General features: G+C 63.9%; 11 protein-coding genes. 3 read left to right on the plus strand and 8 right to left on the minus strand.

Annotated features, from left to right (window positions below):
* Positions 1-451 precede the first annotated feature (451 nt).
* The 7 genes from SPHI_RS01170 to SPHI_RS01200 form a co-directional block, all read right to left on the minus strand.
* Complete coding sequence (locus tag SPHI_RS01170) at positions 452-1,519, minus strand: ABC transporter transmembrane domain-containing protein (protein ID WP_233130577.1); 1,068 nt, start codon at positions 1,517-1,519, stop codon at positions 452-454.
* A gap of 245 nt (positions 1,520-1,764) precedes the next feature.
* Positions 1,765-2,241: a MarR family winged helix-turn-helix transcriptional regulator gene (locus SPHI_RS01175; protein ID WP_076743055.1), complete on the minus strand. Its 477-nt coding sequence runs from the start codon at positions 2,239-2,241 to the stop codon at positions 1,765-1,767.
* Entirely contained in the window at positions 2,238-2,663 is a 426-nt protein-coding gene (locus tag SPHI_RS01180; protein ID WP_076743056.1) for an organic hydroperoxide resistance protein, read from the minus strand. The genes SPHI_RS01175 and SPHI_RS01180 overlap by 4 nt, the downstream gene beginning before the upstream one ends.
* Before the next feature lie 337 nt (positions 2,664-3,000).
* Positions 3,001-4,317, minus strand: coding sequence for a spinster family MFS transporter (locus SPHI_RS01185; protein ID WP_076743057.1), 1,317 nt, complete (start codon positions 4,315-4,317; stop codon positions 3,001-3,003).
* Between the two features lie 109 nt (positions 4,318-4,426).
* Positions 4,427-7,483, minus strand: coding sequence for a TonB-dependent receptor plug domain-containing protein (locus SPHI_RS01190; RefSeq protein ID WP_076743058.1), 3,057 nt, complete (start codon positions 7,481-7,483; stop codon positions 4,427-4,429).
* Positions 7,484-7,658: 175 nt separating this feature from the next.
* The gene (locus SPHI_RS01195) at positions 7,659-8,723 is read right to left on the minus strand and encodes an acyl-CoA dehydrogenase family protein (protein WP_076743059.1); all 1,065 of its coding nucleotides are present in this window, start codon (positions 8,721-8,723) and stop codon (positions 7,659-7,661) included.
* Between the two features lie 107 nt (positions 8,724-8,830).
* Positions 8,831-10,051, minus strand: a complete 1,221-nt coding sequence (locus SPHI_RS01200) for an acyl-CoA dehydrogenase family protein (protein ID WP_076743060.1) — start codon at positions 10,049-10,051, stop codon at positions 8,831-8,833.
* Between the two features lie 243 nt (positions 10,052-10,294).
* Here SPHI_RS01200 and SPHI_RS01205 point away from each other — a divergent pair, with 243 nt between their 5' ends.
* Positions 10,295-10,993 carry a glutathione binding-like protein gene (locus tag SPHI_RS01205; protein ID WP_076743061.1) on the plus strand — a complete coding sequence of 233 codons (699 nt, stop codon included), beginning with the start codon at positions 10,295-10,297 and terminating at the stop codon, positions 10,991-10,993.
* Between the two features lie 110 nt (positions 10,994-11,103).
* Here SPHI_RS01205 and SPHI_RS01210 read toward each other — a convergent pair whose 3' ends face one another.
* Positions 11,104-11,889 (minus strand): SDR family NAD(P)-dependent oxidoreductase, encoded by a 786-nt coding sequence (locus SPHI_RS01210; protein WP_076743062.1) that lies wholly within the window; start codon positions 11,887-11,889, stop codon positions 11,104-11,106.
* A 69-nt stretch (positions 11,890-11,958) separates the two neighbouring features.
* Here SPHI_RS01210 and SPHI_RS01215 point away from each other — a divergent pair, with 69 nt between their 5' ends.
* Both SPHI_RS01215 and SPHI_RS01220 read left to right on the plus strand, forming a co-directional pair.
* Complete coding sequence (locus SPHI_RS01215) at positions 11,959-13,503, plus strand: class I adenylate-forming enzyme family protein (protein ID WP_076743063.1); 1,545 nt, start codon at positions 11,959-11,961, stop codon at positions 13,501-13,503.
* Entirely contained in the window at positions 13,500-14,285 is a 786-nt protein-coding gene (locus SPHI_RS01220) for a thioesterase family protein (RefSeq protein WP_076743064.1), read from the plus strand. The genes SPHI_RS01215 and SPHI_RS01220 overlap by 4 nt, the downstream gene beginning before the upstream one ends.
* The last annotated feature ends 89 nt before the right edge of the window (positions 14,286-14,374 follow it).

The following is a 14,374-nucleotide window of genomic DNA, read 5'->3' on the forward strand; positions in this document are numbered from 1 at the left end:
AGCAGACGGCGGAAAAGGGACGTCTTGTTCTTACCGCATCTGCGACAGGCCATGAATTGTAGCTGTAGCGACGCACATCGCGCAGGGCACCGCCAGAGCGATCAAGGATGATGTGCTGCGATCCCAGCGCCGCCAGAGAGCTACCCCGGCACCGATGCCCGCACATGCTGAACGGAACTGCTAATAGCGATGTCCGCTCGCACCCCTGAACATCGATCCAACCAACGTGCAGGCTATAGTCGCTAACGAAACAGCAAGGGCTTGCGGAAGGACAGGACGCGTACTTCCAGCTGATGTCGGCGTCCGCCTGATCTAACGCACGGAAGGTATCCTTCCTCCGTTGTCCAGCATGCCAGCTTAGCTCTCCCCTGCTAGTGACGCCTAGCACTTCCCGAAACCGCGGGCCGGGCTCATCGCGCCGGTCGCCTCACGACTGCTCCGTCACCCCCTGTCACGCGTTGCGCACCATCCGCTGCACCCGCGCCCGACTCCGTTCCGACAGCGCGCGGATGCGCTCGCCGGCGGCGGATATGCCCACCTTCTGCCCCGCGGGGATATCAAGCGATAGATCGTGCAGGACCGGGTGGCGCGGGTCATATCCGAACGTTACGTGGCTGAACTCCACCCGCCCTTCACCCACCCGCAGCCGCGTCGCACCGGGCGCATCGTTCAGTGTCCGGGATACACCGATGATGTCGAGCGTTTCGCGGAGATAACTGAACTGCTGGCTGACATCGATCAGCGCCATGGCGAGATCGCGCGAGCCGTGCAGAATGCGGAACGTCATGGTGCTGATTACTACCACGTCGCCAGTGGTGATCGCCCCGTTGGACCAGCGCCCGATGGCCCGAATCAACGTACCTGCGACGAAAATCGCCAGCGACAGATCGTGCAGCCCACGCATCCGCTCCACGAAGAACCAGCCGCGCCGCTGCGCCGCTGCCTCATCGTGGAGGAACCCGCGCAGGCGCGACAGCTCGCGCTCGCCCCGGACCATGCCGGCATGTTCGGCAAACGCCTTGTGGTGAACGTGACCGCGGAAGCCTAGCGCCACCAACCCCGCCGTTACGACGACGAAAATCGCGCCGAGCACGATCGCCATTCGCACTTCGATGGTTACGAAAATCAGCATCGCGCCCACAAACACGATCAGCGGCGGCGTCACCTCCTGCAGCAACCGGTGGATGATCGCGCCGAAGATGCCGGCGAGACCGGAGATACGATGCCCCAACGATCCCGCACGCTGGTTCTGGAAAAACGGCATCTGATGGCCGGTGAGATAATCGACCATGTCGAGCCGGATGCCGATCCCGTAGACAACGGTCGCGTGGCCCAGGGTCAGGGCCGCCAGCCGCTGCAACAGACTTTCGAGGATCACCAGGCCGAGGAACAGCGTAACCGCGGCATAGACGACCGAGCGGATGCGATTGCCGTCCGTCATCGAGTCGATCAGCAGCTTCATGGCATATTGCACGCCAATTGAACTGATCGACGCGCCCGCAACTAGCAGGCCGCGCAACGAAAATATCCGAGGACGCGCCGCGACATAGTGCAACAGGAACCGACCCGGGCTGACGAGAAGGCCTGGTTGAATCAGCCCGCCCGTGCGGGGACGGAACCTCGGCCCGCAGCTCGCCGCTCCTCGACGGTGACACCCGCGACAGCGCTTACAATGCGTAAGGGGCGGACACGTTCGGGCCCGGTGCAATGTCGGACGGACAAAGAGGTCAAGCGCATCGAAAGCGACGCTTTGCTAACCTCAAGTCAGTTGTCACCACCTATCTTGTCTGCGCCGTCATGTCGCGCGAGGATCGCGACGAGTGCGCTGACCCCCTCACGCAGTTCCTCCACCCCGGCGGGATCATAGCCCTGCCCCATCGTGGCCGGCACGTGCAGCGCCTTGGCGCGCAGATCCCGACCGTCGGTGGTGAGTGTCACTAGCACTCGGCGCTCATCCCGTGGATCGCGGCGACGTGCAATCAGACCGGCCGCCTCCATGCGCTTCAACAGCGGCGTCAGCGTGCCGCTGTCCAGATGGAGCCGCGCGCCCAAGTCGCCAACCGTCTGCGGCTCCTCCTCCCACAATACAAGCATGACGAGATATTGAGGATAAGTGAGCCGCAGCGGGCGAAGCACCGGCGTGTAGAGCCGATTGATGAGGTTGGTGGCGGCATAAAGGGGAAAACACACCTGCCGGTCGAGGCGCAGGGGATCCTCTTCTGCCGCCACCGAGCCGCTCATCGCACGGTTACGTTCAAGGCGACGTCAACGTTGCCCTTTACGGCGTTGGAATAGGGGCAAACGGCATGCGCTGCCTTGACGATCTCTTCCGCCTTTGTCTGGTCGACGCCGGCGATCGAGACGTCCAGCGTAACCGCCAAGTTGAACCCGCCGCCGGCGCCCGGGAGCAGGCCCACCTCGCCGACCACCTCAATGTCATCGTCGCGCACCTTGTCCGCCGTGCCGCGGGTGACGTGAATGACGGCGTTCTCGAAGCATGCGGCATAGCCGGCGGCGAACAGCTGTTCGGGATTGGTCGCCCCACCCTTGCCGCCGAGTTCTTTGGGCATGGCGAGCGAGAGATCGAGGATGCCGTCCTCGCTCCGCACCGTGCCGCTGCGTCCACCGACTGCCGTCACCTTCGTGGAGTAAAGTGTGCTCATCGTCATTCTCCAGAAAACTGCTCGCACAACTATATTGTGCGCAATAGATGTGCAAGCTGCAGGATTGTTCGAGAGCGCAAGGCAAAACCCCCACCGACCGGGGGCCAGCGGGGGTTCTAAAATAACTGAGACAGATGAGCGCGGTCAGGGCACCGCCACGCAAGCGCCCACAACCGCGGCAAGGGGAATCAACGCGAGGAAAACGGGAACAATTTGCTTCATGGCAGGCAAACTCACTGCGTGGTTCAAGACGCACAATGCCCGGCAGGCGCAAAAGGTTTCCGCATGATGAACGAGCATGCGGACGCGCGCGGATGAGCGCTCGGCCAAAGCTGGTTTAGCCCACGCCGCCTTCACCCAACTGCCGCTTCATCAGCACGCCTGCGCGCCAATAGTGGAAGATGCCCCAGGGCGTCAGCATCGCAACGGAGAACATCGCCCAACGCAGCGATTCCGCCCCATAGGTTGGCTTCAGCATGTCGCTGATCTGCCCCACTGCAAATGGCCCAAGGCCCAGGCCGAGGAGACTGGTCGCAAGCAGCGTCAGCGCCGCCCAGGTCGCCCGCAGCCGCAGCGGCGCCAGGTGCTGGATCATCGCATAGGTCGGGCCGATGTACGCGCCGGCAAACACCGCCGCGACAAAGTACGAACTAAGCGCCAGCGCCAGATTATCGACGAAGTAGAAGCCGAGAGCGAAAGGGAAAGCGACGATCTTCATGATCATCACGACATAGCTTTGCGCGAAGATGCCGCGCCTCTTCGCGGCGCGATCGCACAGCCAGCCGCCGAGCATCGCGGAGAATCCCGCCACGAACGCGGCGGGCAGCGCCACGTACTTCGATACGTCGAGCATCGACATGCCGAGCGACCGCTGCATGTAGCTCGGACCCCAGCCGGTTACCGCGTAGCCGACCAGCGACGTCACGGTGATTGCAGCGACAAGGTGCAGCGCAGCGCGATTGTGCCACAGCGCGGCAATGCCCTTCCACATGCCGATGACGGGCGCGCCGTCTGGGGCCGCGGGCGCCTTGCCGTCCGACAGACCACGGCGCGGTTCAACCACGAACAGCTTCATGATCACCGCCAACGCGATGCCGGGCAGGCCGACGACCATCAGCGCCACCCGCCAGCCATAGGAGTGCGCGACAAACCCGCCGATCACCATGCCCAGACCACCGCCGAGCAGCACGCCCAGCGAATAGATCGCCATGGCGCTGGCGCGCTTCTCCGGCGGATAGAGATCGGCGATGATTGACTGACTGGGCGGACCGAAACCGGCCTCGCCGATGCCGACCCCGATGCGCGCTAGCATCAGATGGGTAAAGTTCTGGGCAAACCCGCACAAAGCGGTCATCGCACTCCAGAACGCTAAGCTGATCGCGATGATGTTGCTGCGGCTCGATCTGTCCGCCAGCCGGGCGATCGGCAAGCCGAGCGTCGCGTAGAACATCGCAAAGATCAGCCCCGAGAGAAGGCCAAGCTGCGTATCGGAGAGCTGCAGATCCGCCTTGATCGCTTCCAGCAGGATGGCAAGGATCTGCCGGTCCATGAAACTGAAAAAGTAAGCGGTCGTCAGCAGGCCCAGCGTCCAGCCACGACGGCGGAGGGCTCGCTGATCCCGCTCGTCCGGCACCCATGTGGTGCTGGCATCCATATCGCTCTCCTAAGCTGTTTTCGCTCGCAGCTTACCGACGATTAAAGATTACGCCAGCAGCATTACGGCGGGCGGAAACGTTTCGATACATCCCCGCCCTCCGCTCATTTTAGAACCGCTGCGACACTCCTGCTTTCAGCGTGAAACCAAGCGGTGAGGCGGTGAAGCTGTCATAATTCGGATCAAGGCGCGCGAAGGGCGGATCGCGATCGAAGATGTTGACCGCCGCCAGCGTGAAGGTGGTGCCGGTATCAAGCGCCAGCCGATAGGTCGCGTCGAACGTCCGCCACGATCCGATCTCCTTGCCACGCGTATTCGCAAACCCGCCAAGCGCACCGAGGTTCGGCCCGTAGATCGCGGGGCCGCGCTGATCGGTATAGCCATCGACATAGTTGAACTGGAGACGCAGCGAGTGTGGGCCGCTGTCACCCTGAACGTACCAGTTCCCGCGCCATTGCGGGATCGGATAGGCCGTAGTCTGGAAGTTCAGCTGTCCCACCGCGTTGAACGCCGGCTGGACCAGAACACCTTCCACCAGCAAATCATCCACCTTGTAGTCGATGACGTAAGTCGCCGCACCCCCAACGGCCAACTCGACTGGCCCAAGCTCGCCGCGATAGCTGGCCGTCGCGTCGAGGCCCGATGTCTTCACATCGGCGCTGTTGAATACCTGCGTACGCAGGCGCGCGACATTGTTTATACCGCAGCCGTTCAGATTGAAGGTGTACCGCGCCTGCAAGGCGGCAAAGGTGGGGTTGCCGCAATTGGCGGTCCCGCTCGCGCCGAACAACGCAGCCGCCAGACCGGACACCGGCTCCGATTCGATCGGCCCGTTGAAGTCGTACCGCCAGTAGTCCAAGCTGGCGTTGAACGGCCCGCTGTCGATCAGCACCCCGGCGTTATAGGTGGTGGCGCTCTCCGGCTCGAGATTGGGGTTGCCGAACACCTCTACCGCGCGGAAGCCGGTGCCGATCACCTGCAGCGAAACGCCAGATCCGGACAGGTTCTGCGGCGGCGGGCCGCGGAAGCTGGTACCGATGCCACCGCGCAGGCCGAGCCAATCGGTGATCTCGACCTTCAGACGCGCCTGCGGGTCGAAGGTGGAACCGACGTTGCCGCGATAATCCTCATACCGCGCCGACAACTGCAGGTTGATCGCGTCGATGATTGGCACCTGAAGCTCGGCAAACAGCGCATAGACATCGGCCTGGGCGTCGCGTTCGGGATTGGTGCCGAGGAAACCGAGTGCGCCGGTGCGCGGGTTGCAGGTCGCCGCAGGGTTCAGCGGCGTGCCAGGACACGGATTAATGGCAATGTTCGCGTCCGCATTCAAACGCGTCTGGAAAGTGTTTTTGCGATATTGTGCGCCAAAGGCGAACCCGATGTCCTGATCGGCCCAGAGCCGAAGGCCAGTTCGCCCCGAAAAGGCCATGTCGGCAACATATTGCTGCGTCCGAACTCGGGTGTTCGAGGTGCGGAAGAACAGATCGATATTCGCGAGGTCGTTGATCAGCCCTGCCCCGGGCGCCAGGCTGAAGCCGGTCGGGCTACGCGTTCCTGCGAAATTCGGATTGGCCACGCCGGTGACCGCATTCGCTGGCACAGCGGTGGAGAACGGGTTGAAGTAGGTGCAGCCGTTGGTGCCGGCGAGGCCGGCGAGTTGCGCAGGCGTCAGCCCGGCGCGCGAGGCGGTGGAGGCGTACGCGCAATTCGGTCCCCCGAACCCGGCCAACGCATTTTGCAGCAAATCGCCGAAGGAATCCGTACCATCATAGTCGCGTAGATATTCGCTGTAGGTAAGGCTGGTCGAGAAATCGATGTTGCTGCTCAGCGCAACGTTCACCTCCGCCGTGAAGCGCATCGCTTCGGTATCGCGTTTCGAAATGGCGGAACCGCGATCGTTGGTCCGATCCTGGAACAAGGGGTTGCCGCCGAGCAGGAAGGGTCGGAACAGCACTGGCAGGCCCACCGCGCTATCCAGCGCACCGCTCGTACCACGGGTACAGCCCGCCTGCGCGCCATAGAGCGCGCAATAATCGCGCAGCGCCGGGGCATAGCCTGGGATCACGAACAGCGAGCCGTTGCCGAAAGCGGCATTGGTCGACGGCGGCAACGTCGGCAGATAGCTCGGCGAACTCGTCACCCGGGTGTTGGTGAAGGAATACAGGCCTGTCAGGCGCAGCGACGCATTGTCCGTGAGATCGATGTCCGTGTCGACATAGGCCTGAAATCGTTCTTCCGGCTCGACGAGATTGTCGAACTGGCCGAACTGAGTGAAGCAGCGATCGGTGTTGGACCCTGGCGCACTGCGAAACCCACCCAGCCCTTCGCAGCCAAGGTCGGTCGTTAGGTTGATCCCGCCGACGGTGCCGTTGAAATCGAAGTTGCCGGGATTGCCGCCGCCCGTCCATGCACCCTGCGGATTGGTGGGGTAAGGCTGCACCGCGAAATCGCGATCGGTGAAGCGCAGCTCCGAGCGCCGTTGATACCCTGCCGCCACGAAGATGCGGAAGCCATCCTGATCATGCCCGAACGAGGCCGACCCGCCGTAGTCGCCCTTCGAGCCATCGATCCAGCGATAATCGCCGGAGACGAGAAAACCCTCCTGATCGGTGCGGGTGATGAAGTTGACGACGCCGGCGATTGCGTCCGAGCCGTAGGTTGCAGCGGCGCCGTCCTTGAGGATCTCGACCCGGCCGATCGCCGCGGCGGGAAACATGTTGACGTCCACGATAGGGATACCAAGTCCCGAGGGGACCATGCGCTTGCCGTTGAGCAGGACGAGCGTCCGCTGAGGGCCGAGGCCGCGCAGGTTGACTGAAGCGACGCCTTCGGATCCTTGTGCGCGATTGTCGAACTGGTTGGCGTCGCCGACTGTGCCGTTGGCGACGGTGAGGTTCTTGAGCAGGTCGACGGCGGTGGGTGCGCCCTGCTTGGCAAGCTCCTCGCCAGAAATGACGTCCACCGGCACCGCGAGATTTTCCGGTGTTCCGCGGATCAGCGTGCCGGTCACCACGATGTCGGGCGCGGAGCTCGCCTCGTCTACTGGCGTTGCTTGCGCAGGCGCTGGGTCACCACCGATCTGCGCCTGCGCCGTACCGGCGGTTGCAAGAGCCCACGCGAGCGCCGCACACGCGGACCCACGGACGAAAAGCGCCTTCGCCATCATCTCTCTCCCAATGTAGGCCAGCCTCTATTCGGGCCGTACCGTACACTCGAATAGACGATGCACGTTCCGTTACGTCAAGCGGAGAATGCCTACACGCGCAGCGCTGAGAAACAAAAAGGCGGCGGGTGTTGCCGAAACACCCGCCGCCATACTCTTCGTTCTGGAACGTGTTTTAATATCCGTTGAGCCGAGCGAATCGGTCACGATGATAGGACGCAGTCCCCCACATCGTTTCCAGCACCGCCGCGCGCTTCAGGTACAGGCCGGCATCAAACTCATCGGTCATGCCGACGCCGCCGTGCAACTGCACCATCTCGCGGCTCACCAGCCGCAGCGTATCATTCGCTACTGCCTTGGCGAGGCTAACCGCCTGGTCGATATCCGATCGCCCGGAGTCGATCGCTTCAAGTGCGCCTTCGACAACAGAGCGCATCAGCTCCAGCTCCGTCTTCATCTTGGCCATGCGATGCTGCAGTGCCTGGAAGGTCGAGAGCACCTGTCCGAACTGCACACGCTGCTTGAGATAGTCGAGCGTCTGATTGAACGCGCTGTCGGCCATGCCGAGCATTTCGGCCGTGATAACCGCCGTCGCGCGATCCACGATCGCCTGTGTCAGGTCAGTGCCGCCCAGCTTCTCGGCCGGCGCCTCGGCGAAGGCGACATCGGCATGGCTGCGATTGTCCGCCATCTCGCGGCTGGTGACGGTCACGCCCTCGCCCTTCGCCACGAGATAGAGACCATCGGTCGCCGCAACGACGAACACGTCGGCGCCATCGCCTTCCGCGACGAACTTCTTGGTCCCGCTCAGCTTGCCCCCCGAAACGCTCGCCGCGATCTTGCCGCTGTGGAGCCCACCTTCGTCGATCGCCAGCGTCGCGACCGCTTCAGCTGAGGCGAGCCGGGCCAACCAATCACGCTTCGCTTTGTCAGAGGTGCCCATCACGATGGCGCTCGCCGCTGCTGTGGTGGACGAGAGCGGACTTGCCGCGAGGTTGCGGCCGAGCTGCTCGACCACCAGGCCAAGCGACAGATAACCGAATTCCGATCCGCCGAACGCTTCGGGAATGACGATGCCCGCCCACCCCATCTGGCCGATCGTGCTCCAAGCCTCCGGGTCGAAGCCGGTCGCCGGCGCAGCGTCGCGCATCTTGCGGAAGGCTGTGGTGGGCAATTCATTGTCGGCCCATTCGCGCGCCATGTCGCGCAGCATCACCTGTTCGTCGTTCAGTGCCGCCATGTCTCGAATTCCCTGATGAAGGACTTGCCGGGGAGGGGGAGCATCTGCGTGCTCGCCCCTCGACCCGGCCCTCTCCGACGCGTGTGCTCCCCGCGCCTAACCGTAACTTACTGGTGATCCAGCATCCCTAGGATGCGCTTGGCGATCACATTGTTCTGGATCTCGGACGAGCCGCCGTAAATCGACACCGCCTTGCCCCACAGCCAAGTGCGCGTGGTCGCCAGTTCCTCGTGGCTGAACCCCTCGCCTTCCCAGCCGAGCCCCTGCATGCCCATGATCTCGATCGCCAGTTCGGCGCGGTCCTGGGTGATGCGCGCGCCGACGTTCTTCATCACGCTGGTCGCCGCCGACGGCCCGGCATTGCCCTTGGCCTCCAACGCGGCACGGCGCAGCGTCAGCGCGAACGCCCGCTGGTCCATCTCGTGCTTGATGATGCGCGTACGCAGGTCGCTGTCGGCGAGCTTCCCACTCTCATCCAGCTCGCGATACTTTTTGGCAATCGACGGGATCGGCTCGCCCTGGTTCATCCGCCCCTGCGAGCCACCACCGCCGGAGAGCGAGTTGCGCTCGTGCTGCAACAGTCGCGTGCCGATTTCCCAACCCTGCCCCTCGCGACCGACGAGGTTCTCCTTGTGGACCTTCACGTTGGTGAAGAAGGTTTCGCAGAAGGGCGACGCCCCCGAGATCAGCTTGATCGGCCGCGTTTCGACGCCTTCGGCGTCCATGTCGATCAGCAGGAAGCTGATGCCGGCGTGCTTCTGCGTCTTGCCGGTGCGCACCAGCGCGAAGCACTTGTCCGCCCACTGTCCACCGCTGGTCCAGGTCTTCTGGCCGTTGACGATGTAGTGATCGCCGTGGTCTTCCGCGAAGGTCTGCAAGCTCGCGAGGTCTGATCCAGCCCCCGGCTCTGAATAGCCCTGACACCAGCGCACTTCGCCGCGAACGATGCCAGGGATGTGCTGCTGCTTCTGCGCCTCGCTGCCATATTCCAGCAGCGTCGGGCCGAACATCATCACGCCCATGCCGCCGATCGGGTTCCAAGCCCCGATCCGCATCATTTCCTCACCCAGCACGCGCGCCTGCTCGCGGGTCAGCCCGCCGCCGCCGAACTCGGTCGGCCAGGTCGGCACGCCCCAGCCCTTGGCGCCCATCGCCTCGCGCCACGCCTTCTGCTCGGCCGTTTCCTCCGTCGGGCCGTCGACGGCGGACATGGCGTTGTCCTTGCCGCGCAGAGCCTGCGGAAAATTGGCCTCCAGCCAGCTGCGCGCTTCCTGGCGGAAGCCCTCCAGCGAATCAGAAGGACGGTCGAGTTCGGCGGCGCTTGCCATCAATCGTGTCTCCGAAGCCGATTCTGAATATCGGGTATGGCGCCTCAATGGCAGGTTTCCACACTAATGCAAAGGGACAAGACCGCGAGTTCAAGACAGGGGAACGCGGGACGGAGGCAGATTGATGTAATTCCTCCACCATGCCGTGCGATCGCGAGGGTGGCTGGCGAGGTCGCGTCGGGTGCCGAAGCTTGCCTCCCTGCTCCTGCCCTCCCATCTGCAGCCAGCATCACGGGAGGTTTCATGATCGACCTGCATTATTGGCCGACGCCGAACGGTCACAAGATCACGCTGTTTCTGGAGGAGGCGGGGCTCGATTACGTCATCAAGCCAGTCAACATCGGCACGGGCGACCAGTTCAAACCCGATTTCCTGAAGATCGCCCCGAATAATCGGATGCCAGCGATCGTCGATCATGCGCCTGCGGATGGCGGTGAACCTGTATCTGTGTTCGAGTCGGGCGCGATCCTGCTCTATCTCGCGGAGAAGACCGGTAAGTTCGGCGGTGGGGACGTGCGGGCCCGCGCCGAGATCAACCAATGGCTGATGTGGCAGATGGGTGGGCTCGGCCCGATGCTCGGCCAGAACCACCACTTCCGTAACTATGCGCCGGAGAAGGTGCCTTATGCGATTGATCGCTATCTGAAGGAAACCAACCGCCTCTACGGCGTGCTCGATCGGCGGCTGGCGGATCGCGCCTTCGTCGCCGGTGCGGAATATTCGATCGCCGACATGGCGAGCTACCCCTGGATCCTTCCGGACGCGCAAGGACAGGATCTCGCCGACTTCCCCAACCTCGCGCGCTGGCACGCCGCGATTAAGGCGCGTCCGGCCACCGAGCACGCCTATGCCAAGGGCAAGGAGATCGTGCCGCAACAAGCGCCGATGAGCGAGGAGGCGAAGAAGGTGCTGTTCGGCCAAACGGCGAGCACGGGTCGCTGAAAGCTCCCCTCAGGCCTGCGCGAGGGGCTGGGATGGGCAGGTCAACGAGCGAAGACCATTGCGAGAACACCCCCCCCAACCCCCTCCCGCAAGCGGGAGGGGAACAAAGATCACCCTTCCCGCCCCGGCCGCCGGCTTCCACCCGTATCCAAGTGGAACCCCGCATCCACCCGCCATGTCTCGCCAGTGATTGCGCGCGCCGCCGGATCGAGCAGCATCACGATCGGTCCGGCGATATCCTCCGCCTGTGGCGCCATCGCCATCGGCGTGCGCTTCGCCACCCCGGCATCCATCTTCTTCTTGCCTTCCACGCCTAGCGAACGCTCGAACCAGCTTGTCCCGACATAGCCCGGCGCTACTGCGTTCACCCGGATCGCGGGCGCCAGCACGCGCGCCAGGCTCTGGGTCATCGTCAGCATCGCACCCTTCGAAGCGGCATAGGCGATCGAGGAGCCGACGCCGTGCAACCCGGCAATCGAGGCGACGTTCACCACCGCGCTCATCGCCCCTTCGCGCATCGCCGACGCACAGGCCCGCACCATCTGGAAGGCGGCGATGGTGTTGAGGCGATAGATGTCGACAAAGTCCGCGGCATCGAGCCCGTCGAGATCCTCATGCTGAACGTGTTTCGTGCGCCCGGCATTGTTGACCAGGAAGTCGAGCCGCCCGAACGTATCCGTCGCCGCCTTCGCCAGCGCCCGGCATGCGGCATCATCGGCAATGTCCGCCTGCACCGCGATCGAGCCGTTCGCCACCTCGGCAGCCAGCGCCTCCGCCTCGTGGCGGCTGTGCGCATAGTTTATCACGCTGCGTACACCGCGCGCCGCAAGCCGCCGCACCACCGCGGCGCCGATCCCCGTGCCACCACCGGTGACGATCGCTACTCCTTCGTCCATTGAACGCTCCTTCAATTTTCGAAGATCGCGTATGGCATTCGTCGGGCGCGGCGGCTAGCGCGTAGAATCATGGAGAGAGTTGAAGACCTGCTTGCCCAACCGTTCGGCACCCTGCCGGACCTGATCCGTCACCATGCGGCGACCCAGCCCGACAAACTCGCGATCACCGATGGCGATGCCGAAGCGACCTATGCCCGGCTCGATGCGGCGATGGACCGCGCCGCAGCGGCCCTGCGGCGCGACGGCACGGTTCAAGGCCAGGCGGTAGCGACGGTCAGCTATCCCAGCGTGGCGCAGGCTATCATCTTCCTCGCGGCGTTGCGCGCCGGCGCGATCGCCGCACCGATCCAGCCCTCCGCCACGGCCGAGCAGATCGCCGGCATGATCGGCGACAGCGGCGCGAACCTGGTGTTCCTAGACGCCGCTAATGCGGCGGCGTTGAAGGACGAAACGCTCGCAGCACGCGTCGTCATGCTGGAGGAGCTCGAGGCATGGCTCCCTCCTGAGGGCGACAAGCCCGAACCCGTCGAGATCGCCCCGCTCGACGGCTTCAACATCATCTATTCCTCGGGCACCACGGGCATCCCCAAGGGCATCGTGCAGAGCCACGCCATGCGTTGGCAGCATCTGTCGCGCAACACCAACGCCGGCTTCGACACCGCCGTCACCCTGCTCGCCACGCCGCTTTATTCCAACACCACATTGGTCAGCTTCCTGCCGACGCTCGCCTGGGGCGGAACGGTGGTGCTGATGAAGAAGTTCGACGCCCACCGCTATCTCGAGCTCGCCGAGCGGTATCGCGCCACCCACACCATGCTCGTGCCGGTGCAATACCAGCGCATCATGGCGCTGCCCGATTTTGACCGCTTCGACCTGTCGGCGTTCCGCTTCAAGACCTGCACCTCCGCGCCGTTCAAGGCCGAGCTGAAGCGCGACATCCTGAACCGCTGGCCGGGCAAGCTGGTCGAATATTACGGCATGACCGAAGGCGGGGCGTCCTTCATCCTCATCGCCGACGAGCACCCAGACAAGCTTCATACGGTTGGCCAGCTCAGCCCGGGGCACGAAGCGCTGTTGCTTGACGAGAACGACCAGCCGGTTGCGCCCGGCGAGATGGGTGAGATCGTCGGCCGTTCGCCGACCATGATGACGGGCTACCACAAGCGTGAAGGCGCCACCCGCGAGGCCGAATATTATGACGCGGAGGGCAATCGCTTCATCCGCCACGGCGACGTCGGCCGGCTGGACGAGGACGGCTTCCTGATCCTGATGGATCGCAAAAAGGACATGATCATCTCGGGCGGGTTCAACATCTACCCGTCCGATCTCGAAGCGGTGCTCGCGCAGCATCCCGCGGTGGCCGACTGCACCGTTGTTGGCGTGCCCAGCGACGAATGGGGCGAGACGCCGGTCGGCTTCTACGTTCCGCGCGGTGGCGCCAGCGCCAGTGCCGAGGAAGTGCGCACGGCCGTCAACGACAAGCTCGGCAAGACGCAGCGCCTGTCGAAGCTCTATGTCGCCGACGAACTGCCGCGCAGCGCGATCGGCAAGGTGCTGAAGCGCGAATTACGCGACCGGCTCGCCGCCGGCGAATTCCAGGGGGAGAGTGCATGACCAGCCTGAAGCAGATCCTCGACGGCCTCGTCCCTCTCGGCGAGGCCCCTGGCTGGCGCGGGGAAATCCCCGACGGCTGGCTTCAGGGCCGCACCGCCTATGGCGGGCTGTCGGCCGCGATCGCGCTCCACTGCGCGATGCAGTCCGACACCGATCTGCCCCCGCTTCGCTCCGCGCAGGTCAGCTTCATCGGCCCGCTCGCCGGCCCGATCATGGTGACTGCGCACCGCCTGCGTCGCGGCAAGAACGCCGCCTTCATCCAGGCTGATATCGAAAGCGAAGCCGGCCTCGGCCTGCGGTGCACCTTTGTCTTCATGAGGGCGATCGACAGCGAGATAGATTACGCCACCACCACCGTGCCCGACTTCGCCAAGCCGGGTCCGGACGAGACCACCTACAAGGGTAACGTGCACGTCGCCTTCACGCAGAATTTCGAGTTCCTCGATCGGCGGGAGGGCCCGAACTTACAGCCCGCCGAATGGCTGCGCTGGACTCGGCTCAACGAACGCGAGGGCGTTGATCCCATGGTGGAGCTGATGGCGGTCGGTGACTGCCTACCGCCCGCCGCGCTCCGCCTGCTCGGCCGCAACGTGCCGATGAGCTCGATGACCTGGATCCTCAACGTGCTCGGCCCGACGCCTTCGACCGAAGACGGCTGGTGGCTACTGCGTTCCAATGCCGATTATGCCCGCTCCGGCAGTTCGTCGCAGCAGATGGGGATCTGGAACAGCAAGGGGGAAATGGTGGCCGAACAGATGCAATCGGTTGCGGTCTTCGCCTGAAGAAGATCGTTACCACCAACATGATGATGAATCCGGCCGGGAGCCGGAATGGCGCCCGTATATCAATCACCGCGCGTGACATTTTGCGA

Origin of the sequence: Sphingomonas jeddahensis (assembly GCF_001981525.1) — a bacterium.
GTDB classification, from domain to species: Bacteria; Pseudomonadota; Alphaproteobacteria; order Sphingomonadales; family Sphingomonadaceae; genus Sphingomonas; species Sphingomonas jeddahensis.

Bases quoted from the DNA above. Each gene is read 5' to 3' on its own strand.
- SPHI_RS01175 (WP_076743055.1), bottom strand. From the start codon at position 2,241: ATGAGCGGCTCGGTGGCGGCAGAAGAGGATCCCCTGCGCCTCGACCGG.
- SPHI_RS01180 (WP_076743056.1), bottom strand. From the start codon at position 2,663: ATGAGCACACTTTACTCCACGAAGGTGACGGCAGTCGGTGGACGCAGC.
- SPHI_RS01185 (WP_076743057.1), bottom strand. From the start codon at position 4,317: ATGGATGCCAGCACCACATGGGTGCCGGACGAGCGGGATCAGCGAGCC.
- SPHI_RS01190 (WP_076743058.1), bottom strand. From the start codon at position 7,483: ATGGCGAAGGCGCTTTTCGTCCGTGGGTCCGCGTGTGCGGCGCTCGCG.
- SPHI_RS01195 (WP_076743059.1), bottom strand. From the start codon at position 8,723: ATGGCGGCACTGAACGACGAACAGGTGATGCTGCGCGACATGGCGCGC.
- SPHI_RS01200 (WP_076743060.1), bottom strand. From the start codon at position 10,051: ATGGCAAGCGCCGCCGAACTCGACCGTCCTTCTGATTCGCTGGAGGGC.
- SPHI_RS01205 (WP_076743061.1), top strand. From the start codon at position 10,295: ATGATCGACCTGCATTATTGGCCGACGCCGAACGGTCACAAGATCACG.
- SPHI_RS01210 (WP_076743062.1), bottom strand. From the start codon at position 11,889: ATGGACGAAGGAGTAGCGATCGTCACCGGTGGTGGCACGGGGATCGGC.
- SPHI_RS01215 (WP_076743063.1), top strand. From the start codon at position 11,959: ATGGAGAGAGTTGAAGACCTGCTTGCCCAACCGTTCGGCACCCTGCCG.
- SPHI_RS01220 (WP_076743064.1), top strand. From the start codon at position 13,500: ATGACCAGCCTGAAGCAGATCCTCGACGGCCTCGTCCCTCTCGGCGAG.